Here is a 22,273-nt window from a genome sequence, read left to right on the forward strand (position 1 = left end):
ATGGCCGACGCCGCGCTCTACGCCTCTGCCGACCGGGTCTTCCGCCGCAAGAAGATCGTCGCCTTCGGCCTGCCTGCCCTGGTCCTCGTGTACCTGGCCTATATCTTCTTCGCCTTTGACCTGCCGGGGCTGGCCGAGCGGGCGCGCTGGGACAACGCCCGCACGCTGCTCGCCGACACCTGGAGCTACAAGACCCATGTCACCCGCGACAACCGCGGCGGCGGCCTCGAGGTCGCCATCGAGGGCGAGCGCAAGGGCGAATACCCAGAGGGCCGCGCGCCGGACTGGGTGGCCGCGCAGGACGACGGCTCGGTCCGCGTCGCGCTGAAGGGCGGGCAGGAGGTGATCCTGCTGCCCGGCAACGGCTTCCGCTGGGACGTGCCCGGCTACGGGCTGATCGAGGCGCGGCTCGAGGGCCGCAGCATCGTCAGCAACCTGCCGCAAGACGGTCTGCCGGACTGGATTTCCACCTCTTCCTCGCGCCTCCAGGTCACCACCGACGGCGCGCGCGTGGCACTGACCCGTTCGAAGACCGAGCTCTTCCGCTACTTCCCGGGCTGGGAGCTGTTCTTCTTCACCCTCGACAGCCCCTACCACGGGCGCGGGCTGGGCGAGATCCTCTTCGGCGCGCAGATCGACCCGGCGCGCGGCAATCTCGCAGGCGCCTGGCAGGACTTCTGGGGCAACGCCATGTGGCGCCACGAGGATGTCGCCTGGGCGATCTTCGAGACCCTTCTCATGGCCTTTCTCGGCACCATGGGCGCGGCGCTGGTCGCGCTGCCGCTGGCCTTCCTGTCGGCGAAGAACTTCGCGCCGCTCATGGCGCTGCGCTTCGCCACCCGCCGGGTCTTCGACTTCCTGCGCGGGGTGGACGGGCTGATCTGGACCATCGTGCTCAGCCGCGCCTTCGGCCCGGGGCCGATGACCGGCGCGCTGGCCATTCTGCTCACCGACACCGGATCGTTCGGCAAGCTCTTCTCGGAGGCGCTGGAGAATGTCGACGGCAAGCAGATCGAGGGCGTCGCCTCGACCGGGGCCAAACCGCTGCAGCGCTACCGCTTCGGGGTGATCCCGCAGGTCGTGCCGGTGCTGGTCAGCCAGGTGCTCTATTTCCTGGAATCCAACACCCGCTCGGCAACCATCATCGGCGCGATCACCGGCGGCGGCATCGGCCTGCTGCTGACCCAGGCGATGATCACCCAGAAGGACTGGGAAGAGGTGACCTATTACATCATCCTGGTGATCCTCATGGTCATGGCGATGGACAGCGCCTCGGGCTGGTTGCGCCGCAAACTCATCAAGGGGCTTTGAATGCCGCGTCTTGGACCTGACCCCTTCCTGCATCCGGACTGCGAGGTCAGCGGCTCGGAACTGGGCGCCTACGTGGAAATCGGCCGTGGCTCGCGGCTGAACCGCGTTGAGATGGGCGACTATTCCTACTGCGACCGCTACGCCGACCTGGCAAATGTCACCGTCGGCAAGTTCGCCAATATCGCCAGCTTCACCCGCATCGGGCCGACCGACCACCCGATGGGCAACGCTTCGCTGCACCATTTCCTCTACCGGTCCGAGGACTACTGGGACGACAGCGGGCGCGACGAGGACTTCTTCGCCGCCCGCCACGCGCGCCGCGCCTGCATCGGCCATGACACCTGGATCGGGCATGGTGCCGTGGTGCGCCCGGAGGTGACCATCGGCCATGGCGCGGTGGTCGCCTCCTCGGCGGTGGTGACCAAGGACGTCGCCCCCTACACCATCGTCGCAGGGGTGCCGGCGCAGCCGCTGCGCCCCCGCTTCGCGCCGGCGCTGGCCGAGCGGATGATCGCGCTGGCCTGGTGGGACTGGCCGCACGAGGTGCTGCGCGCGCGGCTGGCGGATTTCCGGGCAATGCCGGCGGAGGCGTTTCTCGAGACATACGAGGGGGCGACCATTGAGCCCGCCTGACCCGGCGCATGGCGCGCCGGGGTTGTGCCAGTCAACCGCCGCCGTCGCGGCGGGGGCGGTGGATCGGCAGCGGCGCGTAAGGCCGCGCAGCTTCATGCGGAGGCGGCCTTCGGAGCGTCGTGGCGCGGCGCGTCTTCCGACCAGCTCTCGCCACGGCGGCCGAGGGTGAACCTGCCCACGTTCTGCCGCAGCCCCTCTGCGGCGGAGCGCAGGTCGGAACTGGCGGCAGAGGTCTGCTCGAACATGGCGGCGTTCTTCTGCGTGGTCATGTCGAGCTCGCTCACCGCGCTGTTGAGTTCCGACAGGCCGGTCGACTGCTCGCGCGCCGACTCGGCGATGGCGCTGACCCGGTCGGCGATGGTGCGGATCGACTCGATGATGTCCTTCAGCGCGCCGCCGGTGCGCCCGACCAGCCGGACGCCGTTCTGCACATGGTCGGAGGAGGCGGTGATCTGCGTGTTGATCTCGCTCGCCGCCTCGGAGCAGCGCTGCGCCAGAAGCCGCACCTCGGAGGCCACCACAGCGAAGCCGAGCCCGGCATCCCCGGCGCGCGCCGCCTCGACCCCGGCGTTGAGCGCCAGCAGGTTGGTCTGGAAGGCGATGTCGTCGATCACTTTGATATTGCCGGAGATCTGCTGGAACGAGGCTTCGATGACACCGATCGCCTCGATGGTTTCGTGCACCACCACGCCGCTTGCCTGGGCGCCCTCGCGGGCCTGGCCGACGATGGCATCGACCTCTGCGGCATTCTTCGCCGCCTCGGAGACCGAGGCGGTGAGCTGGTCGAGCGCGGCGGCGGTCTCTTCGACGGTGGCGGCCTGGCGTTCCGTGCGCTGGCCGAGGTCCTCGGAGGCCTGGGCGATGTGGTCGACGTCATGGTGGATCGCCTCGGCGCTCTGCGACACGTCGATCATCGCCTGCTGCAGCCGGTCGGTGGCACGGTTGAAATCGGCGCGGAGCCGTTCGTATTCCTCGGGGAATTGCTGCGCGATGGAACTGGCGAGATCGCCGTCGGCGAGCCGGGAGAGCGCCGATTGCAGTGCCTCGACCACGTCCGACTGCGCGCTCTGCATGGCGGCGCGGGCGCTGGCGCCGGAGTCCAGGTCATCGCGGTTCTGCCGCAGATCCTCGCGCAGCGCGTCGAGCGCCCGTGCGATGCGGCCGATCTCGTCGCCGCGGCGCTGCGCGGGGACGTCGCGGTCAAGCTTGCCCGCCGCGACCTCGCCCACGGCTGCGGCGATCCGGCCCAGCGGACGGGAAAGGTTGCGCGCGGCGAGCCAGGCGACCAGCAGCGCCACGATCAGCGCCGGCAGGGCGGCGCGGGCGAGCTTTGCGAGCATGGCGCGCGGACCGGCGGCGATCACCTCGGCAGGCTCGGCGGCGAGCAGCGCCCAGGTCGTGCTGCCGGGCGTCCCGGGAGCGCCGAACAGCACCGGCTGGTAGGCGGCGGTGACGCTGGCGCCATCCGGCAGGGTCAGCCCGGTCACGCCGCGCTCGCCCGCCAGCGCTGCGGCCAGGGCCGGGTTCTCCGGCGCCGCGGTGCCCAGGGCGCCGGTCTGCCCGGCGAGGTCGGTGCTGCTGCGGCGGGTGAAATCCGGACCGACCAGCGCGATGCGGGTCGTGGGCGTGAGCGCCGAGGGCATGGCGAGGATCGAGGCGACTTCCGCCTCGTCGAGCTCGAAGACCAGCGCCGCGGTGACATCGCCCCATTCGTTCGCCAGAGGCAGGGCGAGATAGCCGGCGATTTCGCCGCCGAGGGCCGGGTCCGGGGCGAAATCCCCGAAGCCGAAAGCAGCGCCTTCGGCCAGGGCGCCGCGGACCGCCGCGCCGAGCGCGCCGCCGTCCTCCTCGAGCGTCATGGCGAAGCTGCCCTGTTTGCGCACGGAGTAGAAGACCTCGCCCGTGGCGGAGACGAGCAGCAGGTCGCGCAGGTCCAGCGCCTCGACCTCGCTGCGCAGGGCGGCGTGGAATTTCTTGTGAAAGAGCGAGTAGGCGGTGGTGTCGCCGGCCTCTTCCAGGGCGTCGCGGGCCTCGGGAGGGTTCGGGTTCTCGTCGACGTAGTATTGCCGCAGGTGATCATTCGCGTCGGGGCCGAGGCCGCGATAGGCGCTCAGCAGCCCGCTGGCCGCCTCGACCGTGCGCGGCTCCTTCGCGAAATCACCAAGCGCCTCGAGCTTGTCGTCGAACCAGTCCTCGAGCAGCGCGGCGCGGGTGTCGCGCACGGCGGAGAGACGGAACGACACCTCCTGCATCAACTGGTCGTAGGAGACCCGGTAGGCGATGGCGCCGGCGACCCCCAGGCAGCCGAAGGCGATGGCGATCATCAGGGCGGGCAGTTTGATGGCGACCGAAAGGCTGCGCAGGCGGGGCATGGCGTGTTCCTGTGGTTGCTCGCGAAGATCGGGGGGCGGCCCCGCCGGATGAGGACTTTCAACCACGAAAGCCTGAACAAGCGCCTAATTCCGGCGCGGCTCGTTCGCCCGGGGCGTCACTCGCCGAGGACAAAGGGCGCGCGCATCCGCGCGGCGGCCTCCCGGTCGATCAGCTGGCAGTCGAAGAGCTGGATCTCTCGATGCTCGCGCGGCGTGCCGGTGCGGATGTAGTGATCGGCCTGGCGCACGGCCTCGTCGGCAAAACGCGCGACGGGTTGCAGCACGGTATAGGCGAGCTCGCCTGCCAGCACGGCGGCGACCGCCTCGGGCGTGCCGTCGAAGCCGCCGACGGTGACGCTGTCGAGCCGCCCGGCCTCTTTCAGGGCGGCGACCGCGCCGAGCGCCATTTCGTCGTTGCCGGCGAGGATGCCGGTGACCCTGGGGCGCTCGGCGAGCAGCTTGCGGGTCTGCTCGTAGCCCTGGTCGCGGCTCCAGTCGGCGGCCACGGCGGCGACCCGGCTGAGGCCCGGCGCGGCGCCGAGCACCGCTGTATAGGCGTTCGAGCGGATGGCGGCGTTCGGGTCGCCCGGGGCGCCGAGCAGTTCGATGTAGGCGGCGTGCTCGCCCATCTCTGCCAGCCAGCGGCGCGCCCCGAGCTCGGCGCCCTGGGCGTTGTCGGACAGCAGCTGCGCCACGGCGAGACCGCTGCGGGCCAGGCCGGAATTGACGACGAACACCGGCACGCCGGCGGCCCCGGCCCGGGCGACGGAGGCCGTGGAACCCTCGGCATCGGCCGGATCGAGGATGATCGCGTCGACCCCGGCGGCGATCGCGCTGTCGACTTTCGCGCCCTCTATCAGCGCGTTGCCCTCATGCGCGGTGACCACGGCGCGGTAGCCCAGCTCGGCCGCCGTGGTGCTGGCGACCTCGCCCTCCGCCGCCCAGAAGGGATTCTCGGGGTCGTTGACGATGATGCTGATCCGGCCTTCGGCGTGCAGTTGGTGCGGGACCAGCAGCGCGGCAAGGACAAGTCCGAGCGCTGCTGGGAGAGCACGGATGAGAGAGTGGCGCCGTGGCCGCAGCTTCGGTGGCATGGGACGACCTCCTGGGGAGCTGATCTCCGGACAGCCGCCGCGGCGGTGCGGCGGCTGTCCGGGGCATACGACAGGAGGGGTGAACAACCGTTTAAGGCCGCCGTTTCCGGGGTTTTCCGGGGCGCGCGCTATTCCGCCGCCATGCGCTGGCCCTGCATCGCCGAGACCAGCCGTGCCCCGGCCTCGCCGGCGAGGTAGGTCAGCCGTCCGCCGCTCACCGTCGCCTCGATGGCGCGGCTGTCTTCGTTGATCACGACGAAGTCGGCGCGCTTGCCATGCGCGAGGCTGCCACGGTCGACCAGCCCCATGATCTCGGCCGGGGTGGTCGAGATCATCGCCCAGGCCTCGGGCAGCGTCTTCAGCCCCTTGTCGACCAGCGTCCAGGCGGCCTCGGCAAGGCAGGGGTAGTGGTAATCGGACACAAGCGCGTCGCAGAGCCCGGCGGCGATCAGGTGCTGGGCCGAGACATTGCCCGCCTGGCTGCGCCCACGCACCACGTTGGGCGCCCCCATGAGCACCGGGTCGTTGAAGGCGCGGGCGAGCTTGGCGGCGCTGACGGTGGTGGGGAACTCGGCGATGCGGGCGCCGATCAGCCGGTAGTACTCGCGGGTGTCGCCGTCGGGGTCGTCGTGGCTGCCGTAGCGGATGTCGTGGCTGTCGAAGGTCTCGGCGAGCGCGCAGAGGTGGCGCGGCACGTCGCGCGAGCGGGCGCGGGCCTCGCGCAGGCGCGCGACGAAGCTTGTGGGCGTCTCGCCGGCGCGTTCGGCCCAGAGCGCAAGGCGGTGCGGATCGCGGTCGGCCACCTCGAGCGCCTCGGGCAGGTGGTCGTTGAACACCACGTAATCCACGCCATGCGCGCGGATCGCGGCGAGCATGCGCTCGCGGGTGTCGGGCATATGGGTCTCGCAGCGGATCTGCAGGCGCAGGTCGGTATGCGCCAGCGGGCGGTAGGCGGCGAGGGCGGCCATCACCTCTTCGGCGAAGTCGGGGCCGCGCATGCCGCCCTCCCAGCTCCAGCATTGCGCCAGCCAGGCGGTGGTGACGCCATGGGCGGCGGCCTCGCGGTCGGTCCAGCGCAGGCCGGCGATGATCGGGAAGGGGGCGGAGGGGCGCGGCGCGATATGGCGCTCGAAGGCGTCGCCGTGCAGGTCGATGATGCCGGGCAGCACGAGGTAGCCCGAGAGGTCAACCTCGGGCCGCGGCCCCTTGCTGATCACACCGTCCTCGATCACCAGAGATCGCTTCTGCAGGGCGCCGTCGCGCAGGAGGGTCGCGCCGGTCAGGCGCAAGGGGGGAAGAAGGGCTGTCATGCTCGTTACCCGCCGTGGCTGCTCTGGGGTTTCAAGCGGTTCTACCCCGCGTCTGTGTCATGGGCGTGACGTGACGGGAGCGATATCCTCGTGGTTGATCGTCAGCGCCACGCGGTCCCCGGCAAACCAGGTGTGCCCCTGTTCCACCGGGGCGCCGTCCGGCCCGAGGTTGATCGAGGACGAGCGCAGCAGCGGCTCGCCTTCGCGCAGGTTCAGGTGCAGCGCCTGGGTGGCCGAGGCCGGCTCGGCGGTGAGCCGCGTCTGCGCGCGCGTGTAGTCGGTGATGCCGTGACGGCGCAGCGCCTCGGTGACCGAGGTCACCTCGCGAAGGGTCGCGTCGAGACCGGGCAGGCGGGTGATCGGAAAGAGCGAGACGAAATGCGCCATGGGCACGCCGCCGGCCAGCGAAATACCCTCGAGCACCAGCAGCGCCTCGCCGGGGACAAGCTGCAGCGCCTCGGCCTCGGCCTCGTCGGCGGGGCGGGTCTCCATGCGCAATTGGCGGCGGTCGGGCAGGCGGCCCGAGGCGCGGACGTTCTGGCTGAACCGGGTGCGCCCGCCGATCGGGTAGTCCATCGGCGCCATGCGCACGAAGACGCCCGCGCCGCGCCGCGAGTGGGTGAGGCCGCGATCGCCGAGATCCTTCAGCGCGTGGCGCACCGTGTGGCGGTTGACGCCGAAGCGGGTGGCCAGTTCGGCCTCGGTCGGGAGCTTGTCGCCGGGGCGGTAGTGGCCGCGCGAGATCTCGGCTTCGAGCGTGGTGGCGATGGCGTGCCAGACGGGGGAGCGGGGCATAGGGAACCTCTGTCACCGAAACTTCATGCAATGAACCCTTGCCCGACTCGGGGTGCTGGGCGTATCACATGTATAGTTGTATAGTTATCTAGACAAATCGGCAAGGTGTCCAGATGGAAACTCCTGAACAGGAAATCGCCGCGCGGCGGGGCTGGATGGGCCTCCTGGCCCGCGCCCCGGCGCAGCGGCTGGCAGCGCTGCTCGAGAGCGCGGAGCTGCCCGGCTTCGACTGGCTGCGCGTGCCGGAAACGGGCGGCGTCATGGTGCGCGGCCGCATGGGCGGCACCGGTGCGCCCTTCAACCTCGGCGAGATGACCGTGACCCGCTGCGCGCTGCGGCTGGCGAGTGGCGAGGTGGGGCACGCGCATGTGCAGGGCCGCAACCGCGCCCATGCCGAGCGCGCCGCGTTGGTCGATGCGCTGATGCAGGGCGCGCGTGCGGACGAAATGCAGAGCTCGGTGCTGGCGCCGCTGGCCGCCGAGGAAGCGGCGCGGCGCGAGGGCCGGGCGGCGAAGGCCGCGGCGACGAAGGTGGACTTCTTCACCATGGTGCGGGGGGAATGATGCAGGCAGATGTTTTGAACGGCGACGTGCTCACGGGCGGTTTTGCCGACGCCCCGGTGCAGGCGGCGCGGGCCTTCCGCGCGGCGCTGGAGGTCATGGCGCGGCCCGGCAAGATCGAGACGGTCGCGGGTGCCGAGGCGCCGGGGATTTCCACGGCGGCGGCGGTGCTCCTGCTGACCCTCTGCGACCGCGAGACGCCGATCCACCTGGCCCCGGGCTGCGACAGTGAGGCGCTGAAGCGCTGGATCGCCTTTCACATCGGCGCGCCGGTCGTGGCCGCCGAAGAGGCGATGTTCGCCCTCGGCGGCTGGGAGGCGCTGAAGCCGCTGGACCGCTACCGCATCGGCACCGCCGAATACCCCGACCGCTCGGTGACGCTGATCGTCGAAGTTGAGGCGCTGGAGAGCGCGGGTATGAAGCTCACCGGCCCCGGCATCGAGACCGAGGCGGCGCTGAGCCTGCCCGAAACCGACGGCTTCGCGCGCAACCGCCTGCTCTTCCCGCTGGGATGGGATTGCTACTTCACCGCGCGGGACAGGCTGGCGGCGCTGCCGCGGACAACCAAAGTGGAGGCGCTCTGATGTATGTGGCTGTGAAAGGCGGCGAGCGCGCGATCGACGCGGCGCATGAATGGCTGGCCGAGGAGCGGCGCGGCGATGCCACCGTTCCCGAGCTGACCGTGCCGCAGATCCGCGAGCAGATGGCGCTGGCGGTGAACCGGGTGATGGCCGAAGGCTCGCTCTACGATCCCGATCTCGCGGCGCTGGCGATCAAGCAGGCGCGCGGTGATCTGATCGAGGCGATCTTCCTGATCCGCGCCTACCGCACGACCCTGCCGCGGCTGGGGCATTCAGCGCCGGTGGAAACCACCGCCATGCGCTGCGACCGCCGCATCAGCGCGACCTTCAAGGACGTGCCGGGCGGGCAGGTGCTGGGGCCGACCTTCGACTACACGCACCGTTTGCTCGACTTCGCACTTGAAGCAGAGGGCGAGGCGCCCCGCGCGCGGACCTCCGAGCCGCGCCGCGAGCCGACGCCGCGGGTCACCGAGTTTCTCAACAAGGACGGGCTGATCCAGGACGAGCCGCGCTCTGACGGCACGCCCCCCGACATGACCCGCGAGCCGATGGAATACCCCGCCGGCCGCCCGCTGCGCCTGCAGGCGCTGACCCGCGGCGACGAGGGCTTCGTGCTGGGCATGGCCTATTCCACCCAGCGCGGCTACGGCCGCAACCACCCCTTCGTCGGCGAGCTGCGCATCGGTGCGGTCGAGGTCGAGATGGAGGTGCCGGAGCTGGGCTTCTCCGTCTGCATCGGCGAGCTGACCCTCACCGAATGCGAGACCGTCAACCAGTTCGCCGGATCGAAGACCGAGCCCGCGCAGTTCACCCGCGGCTACGGGCTGGTCTTCGGCCAGACCGAGCGCAAGGCGATCTCCATGGCGCTGGTCGACCGGGCGCTGCGCTGGGAGGAACTGGGCGAGGAGTACCTCGGCGCCCCGGCGCAGGACGAGGAGTTCGTTCTGGCACATTCCGACAATATTCAGGGGACAGGCTTCCTCGAACACATCAAGCTGCCGCACTACGTCGACTTCCAGTCCGAGCTGGAACTGGTCCGCAAGATGCGGGCAGAGGCGATGGGCATGGCAAGCGTCAAGGAGGCTGCGGAATGAGCAAGGGATATCACGGGGCGAAACTGCCCGAGCTGGGCAAGGGTCAGGACTGGTACTGCGCATTGGTCGAGGTGGTCCGCATGCCGGGCACGCCCTGTCCCTTCTTCGGGGACGACGAAGAGGCTGTCGACGAGGACGCGGTGCTGGCGGTGCTGTGGATCTGCCTCTCGGCCAATTCGCTGGCCGAGGTCGAGGTGCAGCTCTCGGAGCATGTCGCGGAATGCGGCGGCGTGGCGAGCAGCATCGAGGACATCAAGCTGATCGCGGCCCCCTCGGACCTGCCGCTCGACGAGGACGGCGCGCCGGACGAGGGGCTGCTGGAAGCCTTCAGCGACCCCGAACTGGGCGACGAGATCGTCTGGGGTGAAATCTATCTCTTCGGCGAGGAGCCCGAGTCATGACCGATCAGGCCTACAACTTTGCCTATCTCGACGAGCAGACCAAGCGGATGATCCGCCGCGCGCTGCTCAAGGCGCTGGCGGTGCCGGGCTACCAGGTGCCCTTTGCCAGCCGCGAGATGCCCATGCCCTACGGCTGGGGGACGGGGGGTGTGCAGGTGACTGCCGCCTGCCTCACCCCCGAGGACCGGCTCAAGGTCATCGACCAGGGCGCCGATGACACCACCAACGCCGTCTCGATCCGCAAGTTCTTCGAGCGCACCGCCGAGGTCGAGACCACCGAGCACACCGCCGAGGCATCGGTCATCCAGACCCGCCACCGCATCCCCGAGCAGCCGCTCGAGGAGGGGCAGATCCTCGTCTACCAGGTGCCGATCCCCGAGCCGTTGCGCTTTTTGGAACCGCGCGAAACCGAGACCCGCAAGATGCACGCGCTCGAGGAATACGGGCTGATGCACGTCAAGCTCTACGAGGACATCGCCCACAATGGCGCGATCTCGACGGCCTATGCCTATCCGGTGAAGGTCGAGGGGCGCTACGTGATGGATCCCTCGCCGATCCCCAAGTTCGACAACCCCAAGCTCGAGAACGCGGCGATCCAGCTCTTCGGCGCGGGCCGCGAACAGCGCATCTACGCGCTGCCGCCGCACACCAAGGTGGTCAGCCTCGATTTCGAGGACCACCCCTTCGAGGCCAGCAAGGCCGACCACGCCTGCGATCTTTGCGGCTGCGGCACGAGCTACCTCGACGAGGTGATCACAGATGACGCGGGCGGGCGGATGTTCGTCTGCTCCGACACCGATTTCTGCGCCACGCGGCAGGCCCAGGGCCATCGCGGCGCACTCTCCCCGCAGGAGGAATACGCATGACCCCGCTGCTCTCCGTACAGGGCGTCACCAAGCATTACGGCGCGCGGCTTGGCTGCGGCAACGTGAATTTCGATCTCTGGCCCGGCGAGGTCATGGGCATTGTCGGCGAAAGCGGCTCGGGCAAGTCGACCCTGCTGTCCTGCCTGTCGGGGCAGCTGGCCCCCGACGCGGGCAAGGTGGTCTTCGACACCCGCGCGGAAGGTCCGCGCGACGTGCTCACCATGTCCGAGCCCGAGCGCCGGATGCTGGCGCGCACCGACTGGGCCTTCGTGCACCAGAACGCCCGCGACGGGCTGCGCATGGGCGTCTCGGCGGGCGGCAACGTCGGCGAACGGCTGATGGCCGTGGGCGCGCGCAACTACGCCGATATCCGGGCGCAGGCGATCGACTGGCTGGGCCGGGTGGAGATCACCGAGGACCGCGTCGACGACCGCCCGCGCGCTTTCTCGGGCGGCATGCAGCAGCGCCTGCAGATCGCCCGCAACCTCGTCACCGGCCCGCGGCTGGTGTTCATGGACGAGCCCACCGGCGGCCTTGACGTGTCGGTGCAGGCGCGCCTGCTGGACTTGCTGCGCGGGCTGGTGCGCGAGATGGGCCTCTCGGCGGTGATCGTGACGCACGATCTGGCGGTGGTGCGCCTGCTCGCCGACCGGCTGATGGTGATGAAGGGCGGGCACGTCGTTGAGACCGGGCTCACCGACCAGGTGCTCGACGATCCGCAGCATGGCTACACCCAGCTGCTGGTGTCGAGCGTGCTGCAGGTATGAGCGTCGCCGCGCCCGTGGCGCGGGCGGGATTTGCGTATTTGGAAAGAGAAGAAGGACAGGGGCAATGATCCGGATCTCGGACGTGTCGAAGAGCTTCGTGCTGCACAACCAGGGCAGCGCGGTGATCCCGGTGATGGAGGGCGCGTCGCTCTCGGTGGCGCCCGGGGAATGCGTGGCGCTGGTGGGCAATTCCGGCGCGGGCAAGTCCACGCTGATGCGGATGATCTACGGCAATTACCTTGCCGGGGCCGGGCTCATCATGGTCGGCGATGTGGATGTGGCGCGGGCCGAACCGCGCGAGATCCTGACGCTGCGCCGCGAGGTGCTGGGCTATGTCAGCCAGTTCCTGCGCGTGGTGCCGCGGGTGCCGACGCTGGAGGTGGTGGCCGAGCCGGTGCTGGCCGCGGGCGGCAGTGCAGAGGCAGGCGAGGCGCGGGCGCGCGAGCTGCTGGCGCGGCTCAACATCCCCGAACGGCTCTGGAGCCTCTCGCCCACCACCTTCTCGGGCGGCGAGCAGCAGCGGGTCAATATCGCGCGCGGCTTTGCCCATGGCTTCCCGGCGCTGCTGCTCGACGAGCCGACCGCTTCGCTGGACGCCACCAACCGCGCGGTCGTGCTGGAACTGATCGCGGAGGCCAAGGCGCGCGGGGCGGCGATCATCGGCATTTTCCACGACGCCGAGGCGCGCGAGGCGGTCTGCGACCGCGAGATCGACGTCAGCGGCTTCACCCCGGCGCGGGCGGCATGAGCGGCCCCGAAAGCAGGGCTCCGGTCTTCGCCCTCGTCGGCCCCTCCGGGGTCGGCAAGGACAGCCTGCTGGCCGCGGCGGCGGCGCAGGTTCCCGGGCTGCACGTGGTGCAGCGCGTCGTCACCCGCGCGCCGGAGGCGGGGGGTGAGCCCTGTCTCGCGGTCTCCGAAGAGGTGTTTGCGGGCATGCTGGACGAGGGCGCCTTCGCCCTGCACTGGGGCGCGCATGGGCTGCGCTACGGCATCCGCTGGTCCGAGCTGGCGCCGCGCGACGTGGGCCGCCCGGTGGTGTTCAACGGCTCGCGCGGGGCACTGGAGCAGGCGGCGCGGGTCTTGCCCGAGCTGGAGGTGCTGCATGTCACCGCGCGCCCCGAGGTGCTCGCCGAGCGGCTGGCGGCGCGGGGACGCGAGAGCGCGGCGCAGATCGAGGCGCGGCTCGCGCGCGCGGCGCTGCCGCTGCCGCAGGAAACAGGACGGGGTCAGAGGGTGCACGAGATCGACAACTCCGGGCCGCTGGAGATCGCCGCGGCCCGGCTGGTGGCCCTGCTTCAGCCGGTGAGGGCGTAGCGGTGAAGCAGGTGGAAGCGCCCGTCCACGGCCTCGCCGAAAAGGCACAGGTCGCGGACCTCGAAGGGCTGCGGCAGCAGCGGCGCGAGAACCGGCTCCAGCGCCTCGGCCACCTGCTCGGCCTCGCCGAAGGCCAGCTTGCCGGTGAGCGTGAGGTGGAATTTGAACTCCTCCATCACGTAGGGGTAGCCCCAGCGCGCGAGGTTCTCTTCCTGCGCCGGGCTCAGCCGGATCCGGCGGCGGCGCTCCAGCTCTGCGTCGGAGGGCGGTGCGCGGTGAGGGTCCAATCCCTCGACGACATTGGCGGCGAGCCGGGCGAGTGGCGTGGCATCGCCCTCGGTGGTCAGCGCGAGAAAGCTGCCGATGCGCGTGAGCGCGAGGCCGGGTAGCGTTACCGGCGCCAGCCGCGTCGCCAGCGCGCCAAGGTCGGCGTGCAGCGCCTCGGCACTGCCGGTCAGCCGCATCGGCGGCTTCAAGGTGCCGTGAAAACCGTATTTGCGCGGAGTCTCGGTGATCTCGGCGACCGGGCGCGGCAGGCCGGGCAGCGCCGGATGCGGAACGGAAAGGCCGCTTGCCGGGTCCCAGCCCAGCCAGGCGGCGGCGAAATCGGCCAGCGGCCCCGGTTGCGGGGCGTAGTAGATGGCGTAACGGGAATAATCTTGCATGGCGCGCGTCATGACAGCGTCATGTCACAGTTGCATGACGGCGCAAAGAGCGCCGAGAGAAAGAGGTAGAGACATGGCACGGACCATCCTGAGCAATGCGCGGATCGTGCTCGAGAACGAGGTGATCGCCGGCACGCTGGTGATGCAGGGCGGGCGGATCGAGGCGGTCGATGCCGGCAATACCACCGTGGCGGGAGCCGAGGACTGCGCGGGCGATCTGCTGATCCCCGGGCTGATCGAGCTGCACACCGACAACCTCGAACGCCACATGCAGCCGCGCCCCAAGGTGAACTGGCCGCATGCGGCGGCGATCCTCGCGCATGATGCCGAGCTGGCGTCCTGCGGCATCACCACGGTGTTCGACGCCATGCGCGTCGGCTCGGTGGTGACCGACGGCAAGTCGAAATACGGCAAGTACGCGCGGGCGCTGGCGGGGGAGCTGCTCGAGGCGCGGGGCCGCGAGATGCTGAAGATCAGCCATTTCCTGCACCTGCGCGCCGAGACCTGCTCGGAGACGCTGCTCGACGAACTGGCCGAGTTCGGCGCCGCCGACCGGGTCGGGATCCTGTCGCTGATGGACCACACGCCGGGGCAGCGGCAGTTCCGCGACATCGAGAAATACCGCGACTACATGTGCGGCAAGCACGGGCTGTCGTCGGATGATTTCGACGCGCATGTGGACAACCTCACGCGGCTGCGCAGCGAGCTCGGCGCGGCGCATGAGGCGGGTGCGGTTGCGGCGGCGCGGCGGCTCGGGGCGGTGCTGGCGAGCCATGACGACACCACCGCCGAGCATGTCGAGGTGAGCCGCGGTTACGGCGTGCGGCTGGCCGAGTTCCCGACCACGGTCGACGCGGCGCGGGCCTGCAAGGCGGCGGGCATCGCGGTGATGATGGGCGCGCCGAACCTCATCCGCGGCGGCTCGCACTCGGGCAATGTCGCGGCGGAGGAACTGGCGCGGCTGGACCTGCTGGACATCCTCTCGTCGGACTACGTGCCGGCGGCGCTGATCGGTGCGGCCTTCCTGCTCGCCGATCTCTGGGACGACCTGCCGCGCGGCGTCGCCACGGTGAGCGCGGCGCCCGCCGCCGCCTCCGGTCTCGACGACCGGGGCCGGCTTGCGCCCGGGCTGCTCGCCGACGTGGTGCGGGTGAAGCGCATCGAGGGCCAGCCCTGCCTGCGCGGCGTCTGGAGCCACGGGCGCCGCGTGGCGTGAGGCGCGGGATGTGCGTATTTGGAAAGAGAAGAAGCACGGGGCTACGCGCCACGTCCTTCTTCTCTTGGGAAAATACGCCGGGGTGAGGCGCGAAGCGGCGAGGGGGCAGCGCCCCCTCAACGCCCTTGCCGGTGGCGTAGCGCATGAAGAAGGGGCCCCGCAGGGCCCCTTCTTGTTCAGCTACGGTGCGGCCGGGATCAGCCGTCGTAATCGACCTCTTCGACCAGACGCAGCGCCGCGCCGCGCTGCTCGGCGAGGGTCATCAGGTTGGTGTCGTCGGCGGTGAAGCTGCCCCAGCCCTTGACCAGTGCGTCGGCCTCGGAGCCCGGCGCGATCGGATATTCGAAGTTGGCGTGGGCGTAGATCTCCTGCGCCTCGGGCGAGGTCAGGTATTCCATCATCTTCAGGGCGTTGTCGCGGTTCGGCGCGGATTTGGTCATCGCGACGCCCGAGATGTTCACATGGGTGCCGCCGTTTTCGAACTCGGGGAAGAGCACGTTGACCGAGTCGGCCCATTCGACCTGTTCGGGGTCGTTCAGCATCTGGCCCATGTAGTAGGTGTTGCCGAGGCTGATGTCGCATTCGCCAGCCCAGATCGCCTTGACCTGCGCGCGGTCGTTGCCCTGCGGACGGCGGGCGAGGTTGTCCTTCAGCCCCGTCAGCCATTCCTTGGCATACTCTTCGCCGTGGTGATGGATCATCGCCGCAACCAGCGCCACGTTGTAGTCATGGGTGCCCGAACGGGTGCAGATGCGCCCCTTCCACTTGGGGTCGGCGAGGTCCTCGTAGGTGGTGATCTCCGACGGGTCCACCCGGTCCTTCGAGGCATAGACGATGCGCGCGCGCGTCGTCAGGCCGAACCATTGCCCGTCGGGGTCGCGGTATTGCGCCGGGACGTTCTCTTCGAGGATGTCGCTCTCGACCGGCTGGGTCACGCCCGCCTGCACGGCGGCGGCGAGGCGCGAGATGTCGACGGTGAAGATCAGGTCCGCGGGCGAACGGTCGCCCTCGGCCACAAGGCGCTCTTCGAGGCCCTTGTCGATATAGGCGACGTTCACGTCGATGCCGGTGGCTTCGGTGAAGGCGTCGGTCAGCGGCTGCAGCAGCTCGGGCTGACGGTAGGAGTAGAGGTTCACCTCTTCGGCCAGCGCGGGGGTCGCCGCGAGCGTGGGGGCAATCAGGGCGAGGGCGGTTCCGAGACGCAGCATCAAAGTCCTCCGGTTGTGCAAGTCGGGATTGGCTAGTCGCAGGGGGCCAATTACCCGAGAGAAATTATCAGATCAATGCCCTATGGGAAAGATCAGGAATTGCGCTCCGGCTGCGTCTGGGTGGCATGGGCGCGGGCACGCGCGGCCTTTTCCGCCTTCTCGGCGGCCTTGGCCTCGTCCCAGAGCGCGTCCATCTCGGCAAGATCGCTGTCCTCGGGGCGTTTGCCCTGGGCCTCGAGCGCCGCCTCGATCGACTTGAACCGGCGGGTGAACTTGGCGTTGGCGCGGCGCAGCGCCTGCTCGGGGTCGATCTTCATGTGCCGCGCGAGGTTGGCCATGACGAAGAGCAGATCGCCGAATTCCTCTTCGGCGTGGTCGGGATCGGTGGCCTCGCGCAGCTCCTGCGTCTCCTCGATCAGCTTGTCGATGACCTCATCCGTGGAGGGCCAGTCGAAACCGACGCGCGCCGCGCGGTTCTGCAGCTTCACCGCGCGCAACAGCGCCGGCAGCCCCATGGCGACGCCATCCAGAACGCCCTTCTCCGCCTTGGCGGCGCGTTCGGCGGCCTTGATCTTCTCCCAGTCGGCAACCTGCTGTTCGGGGGATTTCTCGTTGCTCTCGTCGCCGAAGACATGCGGATGGCGGGCGACCATCTTGTCGGACATGGTGTCGGCCACCTCGTCGAAGCTGAACAGCCCGCGCTCTTCGGCCATCTGCGCGTGAAACACCGACTGGAACAGCAGATCGCCCAGTTCGCCCTTCAGCTCGCCCCAGGCCTCGCGCTCGATGGCGTCGGCGACCTCGTAGGCTTCCTCGATGGTGTAGGGGGCGATGGTCGCGAAGTCCTGCTCGAGGTCCCAAGGACAGCCGGTCTGGGGGTCGCGCAGGCGGCGCATGATCTCCAGCAGGCGGGGCATGCCGCCACGTGAAGCGTGGATCAGATCGCCGTTCGGATCGCTGGTCATGGACATCTCCGCTATATCGGTATTTGACCTTTTCCTGCTTCAAAGACCTTCAGGAGTCCACCCATGCCCATCGTGAACCGGATCGCGGATTACGCCGACGAGATGCGCGGCTGGCGCCGTCATCTGCACCAGAACCCCGAGCTGAGCCTCGATTGCCACGAGACGGCGGCCTTCGTCGTGGCGCGGCTGCGCGAGTTCGGGATCACGGAGATTCACGAGGGCATCGCCCAATCCGGCGTCGTCGCGATCATCGAGGGGCAGGGCGAGGGCCCGGTGACAGGGCTGCGCGCCGACATGGACGCGCTGCCGATGGAGGAGGAGACCGGCGCGGAGCACGCCAGCCTCGTGCCCGGCAAGATGCACGCCTGCGGCCACGACGGCCACACCACCATGCTGCTCGGCGCGGCGAAATACCTGTCGGAGACGCGCAACTTCGCGGGCAAGGTGGCGCTGATCTTCCAACCCGCCGAAGAGACCATCGGCGGCGGGCGGATCATGGTCGAGGAGGGCATCATGGACCGCTTCGGGATTTCCGAGGTCTACGCCATCCACACCGACCCCTCGCTGCCACTGGGCACCATGGCGACCACCAAGGGGCCGATCATGGCGGCGGTGGATGACTTCGAACTGGTGCTGACCGGCAAGGGTGGCCACGCGGCGCATCCCGACCTCTGCATCGACCCGGTGCCCTGCGCGCTGGCGATCGGGCAGGCACTCCTGTCGGTTCCGTCGCGGAATGCCGACCCGCTGAAATCGCTGGTGGTCTCGCTGACCACGGTGCAGGGCGGCTCGGCCACCAACGTGATCCCCGAGACCGTGCGCATGGCCGGCACGATCCGCAGCTTCGACCCCGAGATCCGTGCCATGGCCGAGCGCCGCCTGCGCGAGATCGTGGATGGTCAGGCCATGGCCTACGGCGTCGCCGCGGCGCTGGATTTCCAGCCGAACTACCCGCCGACCGTCAACCACGCCGCGCAGACCGCGTTCGCGGTGAAGGTGGCGCAGGGCGTGGTGCCCGAGGTGCTGGACGAGGTCGCGCCCTCGATGGGGGCGGAGGATTTCTCCTACATGCTCGAGTCGCGGCCCGGGTCCTTCGTCTACCTGGGGCAGGGGATCGGCCCGTCGGTGCACCACCCGAAGTTCGACTTCAACGACGAGGCGGCACCGCTTGGCGCCTCCTATTTCGTGAAGCTGATCGAAACGCGGCAACCCTTGCGGGCGTAAGGCTTTTCGGTCTTCATTGCGGGCAAGACACGCCCCCCGGCCATCCCGGCCGGGGAAAGACCCGAGAAAAGAGCCCGCATGCCCGTGATCAATTCCATCGCCGCCGATGCCGAGACGCTGAAGGCCTGGCGCCGTCACCTGCACCAGAACCCCGAGCTGCTCTACGACTGCCACGAGACGGCGAAGTTCGTGGTGGGCAAGCTCAAGAGCTTCGGCATCACCGAGATCCACGAGGGCATCGCGCAATCGGGCGTGGTGGCGATCATCGAGGGGCGCGGCACGGGCCGCACCATCGCGCTGCGCGCCGACATGGACGCGCTTCCGATGGAGGATCTGTCGGGCGCCGACTACGCCTCGACCGTGCCGGGCATGGCGCATACCTGCGGCCATGACGGCCACACCACCATGCTGCTCGCCGCCGCCAAGTACCTTGCCGAGACGCGCAATTTCGCGGGCCGCGTGGCGCTGATCTTCCAGCCCGCCGAAGAGGGCGGCGCCGGGGCCAAGGCGATGCTCGACGAGGGCATCATGGACCGGTTCGACGTCTCGGAGGTCTACGGCATGCACAATGCGCCGGGCGATGCGCAGGGGCATTTCCTGACCACCGCCGGGGCGCTGCAGGCCTCGGCCGACGAATTTCGCATCGACATCATCGGCAAGGGCGGCCACGGCGCCTCGCCGCAGGAGTGCATCGACCCGATCCCGGCGGGGGCGGCCATCGTGCAGGCGATGCAGACGATTGTCAGCCGCAACGTCAATGCGCTCGATCGTCTGGTGGTCTCGGTCACCGAATTCCACGCCGGCACCACCTTCAACATCATTCCCGGCACCGCCTACCTCACCGGCACCGTGCGCTGCTTCTCGACCGAGACGCGCGATCTGGCCGAGCGCCGCATCCGCGAGATCGTCGAGGCGCAGGCGCAGGTCTACGGCTGCACCGCCGAGCTGACCTATCACCGCGGCTACCCGGTGACGGTGAACCACCCCGAGCAGGCGGCCTTCGCCGCGCAGGTGGCGCGCGAGGTGGTGGGCGCGGACAAGGTGGTGGATGATTGCGATCCGATCATGCCCGCCGAGGATTTCTCCTATATGCTCGAGGCGCGGCCCGGCGCCTACCTCTTCCTCGGGCAGGGCGACACCTTCGGTTGCCACCACCCCAAGTACGACTTCAACGACGAGATCGCGCCGATCGGCGCCAGCTTCTTCGCGCGGCTGATCGAGACCGCGCTGCCGCTGCAGGAGTGACCCCATGGCCCTCGAGGACGCGAAATCCCAGATCGACCACGCCTTCACCCGCGCCGCGCTGAAGGGGCCGAGTTTCGAGAATGTCTTCGGGGGCGCGACCTCCTTCCTGCGGCGGCGCTACACCAAGGATCTCTCGGGCGCCGATATCGCGGTGACCGGCGTGCCCTTCGACCAGGCGGTGACCAACCGCACCGGCACGCGCTTCGGCCCGCGGGCGATCCGCGAGGCCTCGTTGCTGCAGCCCTGCGATGCGCCCTATGGCTGGGGCTTTGACGTGCTGTCGGAATTCGCCATCGCCGACTACGGCGACCTGGCTTTCGACTACGCCAATGTCCCGGCCTTCCCCGACACGCTCGAGACGCATATCGCGGGCATCCTCGCGACGGACACGGCAACGGTAACCCTGGGCGGCGACCATTCGATCACCCTGCCGATCCTGAAGGCCCATGCCGCAAAGTATGGCCCCATGTCGGTGATCCAGTTCGATGCCCATACCGACACCTGGGCGGACGACGATTTCAGCCGGATCGACCACGGCACCTTCATGTACAAGGCGGTGAAGCTGGGGCTGGTGGACCCGGCGCGCTCGGTGCAGATCGGCATCCGGACCGACAATCCTGACACGCTGGGCTTCAACATCATCGATGCGCGCGAGCTGCATCGCATCGGTCCGGAGGCGGTCGCGGCCAAGGCGCGCGAGATCGTGCGCGGCCACCCGGTCTACCTGAGTTTCGACATCGACGCGCTCGATCCGGCCTTCGCGCCGGGAACCGGCACGCCGGTCTGGGGCGGGCTGTCGAGCCATCAGGCGGCGGTCTGCCTGCGCGAGCTGGCGGGGATCAATCTTGTCGGAGGCGACGTGGTCGAGGTCTCGCCGCCCTTCGACACCACCGGCGCCACGGCCATCGCCGGGGCGCATGTGGCGACCGAGCTGCTCTGCCTCTGGGGCTGGACCCGGCGCTGACGCGATGGGCACAATCCCGCGAGTGGCGCGTGAGGCGCTTTGATCGGGCAGCGGATTTGTGAAATCAGGAGTCATCCGCGGCCTCCGTCGCCGCGGGTGCAAAGAGACGAAAGGAACGCGTGGTGCGGATGATATTCTGGGGTTTGCTGCTGCTGGTGGTCGCTGGGCTGGCCTGGATTCGGCTCGCGCCGTCGGACCCCGCGGTCTGGAACGTCGACCCGCAGGTGAGCGCCGACCAGGATCTTGCCAGCGGCGTGCGCCGGCGTATCCCGGGCGGGGAAGAGACTTTCGAGACGCTGCATCGGATCATCCTCGAGAGCCCGCGCACCGAGGTGCTTGCCGGCAATCCGGGCGAGGGCCGCGTGACTTATGTCTCGCGCTCGAAGTGGATGGGCTTTCCCGACTACACCACCGTGCAGCAGGACGACGGCCAGCTCGGGCTCTATGCCCGCCAACGCTTCGGGCAGTCGGACATGGGGGTGAACAAGGCCCGCGTCGATGGCTGGCTGTCGGAGCTGGAAGCCCGGCAGAACTGAGTCGCAGGCGGCGTCGGCGTCGCCGGTAAATCCCTTCGAAGGGATTTGTTCCCGTTGCGCGCGGACTTGACCGCCGCGCGGCAATCGGGAAAGGAGGTCGGCATGATCCCCGCAGACCGCCTTCACCAGATCCGTGACCGTTTCGAATATGTCCAGGCCTGCATGGCCGAGGGCCGCGGCGATATCGCCGCGCTCGGACGGGAATATGCCGAGCTCAAGCCCGTGGTCGACCAGATCACCGAATGGGAAACCCTGCAGGCCGATCTCGCCGAGGCCGAGGAAATGCTCGCCGACCCCGAGATGAAGGCGCTGGCCGAGGAGGAGCTGCCGCAGCTCCGTGCCCGCCTGCCCGAGGCCGAGCACGCGCTGCAACTGGCGTTGCTGCCGCGCGACGCCGCCGACGCCCGCCCGGCGATCCTCGAGATCCGCCCCGGCACCGGCGGCGACGAGGCGGCGCTCTTCGCCGGCGATCTCGCCCGCATGTACCAGCGCTACGCCGAGACCCGCGGCTGGCGCTGGGAGGTGATCGAGGAGCAGATGTCCGAGCTTGGCGGCATCAAGGAACTGGTGGTGCGGATCGAGGGCGAGAACGTCTTTGCCCGGCTGAAGTTCGAAAGCGGCGTGCACCGGGTCCAGCGCGTGCCGGAAACCGAGAGCGGCGGGCGCATCCATACTTCGGCGGCGACGGTGGCGGTGCTGCCCGAGGCCGAGGCGGTGGACATCGAGATCAACGCAAGCGACCTCCGCATCGACACCATGCGCAGCTCGGGGGCGGGTGGGCAGCACGTCAACACCACGGATTCCGCCGTACGCATCACCCACATCCCGACCGGGCTCGTCGTGACCTCCTCCGAGAAGTCCCAGCACCGCAACCGCGAGATCGCGATGAACGTGCTGCGCGCCCGGCTCTACGACATGGAGCGGCAGAAGGCCGCCGACAGCCGTGCCTCGGACCGCAAGGCGCAGGTCGGCTCGGGCGATCGGTCGGAGCGTATCCGCACCTACAACTTCCCGCAGGGCCGGATGACCGATCACCGCATCGGGCTGACGCTCTACCGGCTCGAGGCCATCCTCGGCGGCGATCTCGACGAGATCATCGACGCGCTGACCGCCGACGCGCAGGCCGCGATGCTGGCGGAACTGGCATGACCG

23 protein-coding genes are annotated in these 22,273 nt (G+C 69.4%); 16 read left to right on the top strand and 7 right to left on the bottom strand.

Annotated features, from left to right (window positions below; all coding sequences use genetic code 11):
* Entirely contained in the window at positions 1–1,311 is a 1,311-nt protein-coding gene (gene phnE, locus LC039_RS00470) for a phosphonate ABC transporter, permease protein PhnE (protein ID WP_226621098.1), read from the top strand.
* The gene (locus tag LC039_RS00475) at positions 1,312–1,944 is read left to right on the top strand and encodes a chloramphenicol acetyltransferase (RefSeq protein WP_226621099.1); all 633 of its coding nucleotides are present in this window, start codon (positions 1,312–1,314) and stop codon (positions 1,942–1,944) included. It begins immediately after the preceding gene.
* Between the two features lie 92 nt (positions 1,945–2,036).
* On the opposite strand, the gene LC039_RS00480 is transcribed toward LC039_RS00475, so the two are convergent.
* The 4 genes from LC039_RS00480 to phnF form a co-directional block, all read right to left on the bottom strand.
* Positions 2,037–4,316, bottom strand: a complete 2,280-nt coding sequence (locus LC039_RS00480) for a methyl-accepting chemotaxis protein (RefSeq protein WP_226621100.1) — start codon at positions 4,314–4,316, stop codon at positions 2,037–2,039.
* Between the two features lie 116 nt (positions 4,317–4,432).
* Positions 4,433–5,410, bottom strand: a complete 978-nt coding sequence (locus tag LC039_RS00485; protein ID WP_226621101.1) for a substrate-binding domain-containing protein — start codon at positions 5,408–5,410, stop codon at positions 4,433–4,435.
* A 128-nt stretch (positions 5,411–5,538) separates the two neighbouring features.
* A complete protein-coding gene (locus LC039_RS00490; protein ID WP_226621102.1) occupies positions 5,539–6,720 on the bottom strand; it encodes an alpha-D-ribose 1-methylphosphonate 5-triphosphate diphosphatase in 1,182 nt (393 codons plus the stop codon).
* A gap of 57 nt (positions 6,721–6,777) precedes the next feature.
* Positions 6,778–7,515 (bottom strand): phosphonate metabolism transcriptional regulator PhnF, encoded by a 738-nt coding sequence (gene phnF / locus LC039_RS00495; RefSeq protein ID WP_226621103.1) that lies wholly within the window; start codon positions 7,513–7,515, stop codon positions 6,778–6,780.
* Positions 7,516–7,628: 113 nt separating this feature from the next.
* Between phnF and phnG the strand changes: the two genes are divergently transcribed.
* The 8 genes from phnG to phnN all read left to right on the top strand — a co-directional run bounded on the left by phnG (position 7,629) and on the right by phnN (position 13,098).
* Entirely contained in the window at positions 7,629–8,078 is a 450-nt protein-coding gene (gene phnG / locus LC039_RS00500) for a phosphonate C-P lyase system protein PhnG (protein WP_226621104.1), read from the top strand.
* The gene (gene phnH / locus LC039_RS00505) at positions 8,078–8,659 is read left to right on the top strand and encodes a phosphonate C-P lyase system protein PhnH (RefSeq protein ID WP_413463803.1); all 582 of its coding nucleotides are present in this window, start codon (positions 8,078–8,080) and stop codon (positions 8,657–8,659) included. Before phnG ends, phnH begins: the two co-directional genes overlap by 1 nt.
* A complete protein-coding gene (locus tag LC039_RS00510) occupies positions 8,659–9,750 on the top strand; it encodes a carbon-phosphorus lyase complex subunit PhnI (RefSeq protein ID WP_226621105.1) in 1,092 nt (363 codons plus the stop codon). Before phnH ends, LC039_RS00510 begins: the two co-directional genes overlap by 1 nt.
* Complete coding sequence (locus tag LC039_RS00515; protein WP_226621106.1) at positions 9,747–10,151, top strand: hypothetical protein; 405 nt, start codon at positions 9,747–9,749, stop codon at positions 10,149–10,151. Before LC039_RS00510 ends, LC039_RS00515 begins: the two co-directional genes overlap by 4 nt.
* Complete coding sequence (locus tag LC039_RS00520; protein WP_226621107.1) at positions 10,148–11,017, top strand: alpha-D-ribose 1-methylphosphonate 5-phosphate C-P-lyase PhnJ; 870 nt, start codon at positions 10,148–10,150, stop codon at positions 11,015–11,017. The genes LC039_RS00515 and LC039_RS00520 overlap by 4 nt, the downstream gene beginning before the upstream one ends.
* A complete protein-coding gene (gene phnK / locus LC039_RS00525; RefSeq protein ID WP_226621108.1) occupies positions 11,014–11,784 on the top strand; it encodes a phosphonate C-P lyase system protein PhnK in 771 nt (256 codons plus the stop codon). Before LC039_RS00520 ends, phnK begins: the two co-directional genes overlap by 4 nt.
* Before the next feature lie 64 nt (positions 11,785–11,848).
* Positions 11,849–12,532, top strand: coding sequence for a phosphonate C-P lyase system protein PhnL (phnL, locus tag LC039_RS00530; RefSeq protein ID WP_226621109.1), 684 nt, complete (start codon positions 11,849–11,851; stop codon positions 12,530–12,532).
* The gene (gene phnN / locus LC039_RS00535) at positions 12,529–13,098 is read left to right on the top strand and encodes a phosphonate metabolism protein/1,5-bisphosphokinase (PRPP-forming) PhnN (protein ID WP_226621110.1); all 570 of its coding nucleotides are present in this window, start codon (positions 12,529–12,531) and stop codon (positions 13,096–13,098) included. Before phnL ends, phnN begins: the two co-directional genes overlap by 4 nt.
* On the opposite strand, the gene LC039_RS00540 is transcribed toward phnN, so the two are convergent.
* Complete coding sequence (locus LC039_RS00540) at positions 13,080–13,763, bottom strand: DUF1045 domain-containing protein (protein WP_226621111.1); 684 nt, start codon at positions 13,761–13,763, stop codon at positions 13,080–13,082. The two genes, phnN and LC039_RS00540, sit on opposite strands and share 19 nt — an antisense overlap.
* Positions 13,764–13,836: 73 nt before the next feature.
* Here LC039_RS00540 and LC039_RS00545 point away from each other — a divergent pair, with 73 nt between their 5' ends.
* A complete protein-coding gene (locus LC039_RS00545) occupies positions 13,837–14,979 on the top strand; it encodes an alpha-D-ribose 1-methylphosphonate 5-triphosphate diphosphatase (RefSeq protein ID WP_226621112.1) in 1,143 nt (380 codons plus the stop codon).
* A 197-nt stretch (positions 14,980–15,176) separates the two neighbouring features.
* On the opposite strand, the gene LC039_RS00550 is transcribed toward LC039_RS00545, so the two are convergent.
* Together LC039_RS00550 and mazG are read right to left on the bottom strand one after the other, a co-directional pair.
* Complete coding sequence (locus tag LC039_RS00550) at positions 15,177–16,187, bottom strand: Fe(3+) ABC transporter substrate-binding protein (RefSeq protein WP_226621113.1); 1,011 nt, start codon at positions 16,185–16,187, stop codon at positions 15,177–15,179.
* 92 nt (positions 16,188–16,279) lie between these two features.
* Positions 16,280–17,152 (bottom strand): nucleoside triphosphate pyrophosphohydrolase, encoded by an 873-nt coding sequence (gene mazG / locus LC039_RS00555; RefSeq protein WP_226621114.1) that lies wholly within the window; start codon positions 17,150–17,152, stop codon positions 16,280–16,282.
* Positions 17,153–17,215: 63 nt separating this feature from the next.
* Here mazG and LC039_RS00560 point away from each other — a divergent pair, with 63 nt between their 5' ends.
* The 5 genes from LC039_RS00560 (at position 17,216) to prfA (ending at position 22,270) form a co-directional block, all read left to right on the top strand.
* Positions 17,216–18,376: a M20 aminoacylase family protein gene (locus LC039_RS00560; RefSeq protein WP_226621115.1), complete on the top strand. Its 1,161-nt coding sequence runs from the start codon at positions 17,216–17,218 to the stop codon at positions 18,374–18,376.
* Positions 18,377–18,454: 78 nt separating this feature from the next.
* Positions 18,455–19,621, top strand: a complete 1,167-nt coding sequence (locus LC039_RS00565; RefSeq protein ID WP_226621116.1) for a M20 aminoacylase family protein — start codon at positions 18,455–18,457, stop codon at positions 19,619–19,621.
* Between the two features lie 4 nt (positions 19,622–19,625).
* Entirely contained in the window at positions 19,626–20,585 is a 960-nt protein-coding gene (gene speB, locus LC039_RS00570; protein WP_226621117.1) for an agmatinase, read from the top strand.
* 128 nt (positions 20,586–20,713) lie between these two features.
* Entirely contained in the window at positions 20,714–21,121 is a 408-nt protein-coding gene (locus LC039_RS00575) for a DUF1499 domain-containing protein (RefSeq protein ID WP_226621170.1), read from the top strand.
* A gap of 102 nt (positions 21,122–21,223) precedes the next feature.
* Positions 21,224–22,270 (top strand): peptide chain release factor 1, encoded by a 1,047-nt coding sequence (gene prfA / locus LC039_RS00580; protein WP_226621118.1) that lies wholly within the window; start codon positions 21,224–21,226, stop codon positions 22,268–22,270.
* The last annotated feature ends 3 nt before the right edge of the window (positions 22,271–22,273 follow it).

Origin of the sequence: Alloyangia pacifica (genome assembly GCF_020524285.1) — a bacterium.
Lineage (GTDB): Bacteria > Pseudomonadota > Alphaproteobacteria > Rhodobacterales > Rhodobacteraceae > Salipiger > Salipiger pacificus_B.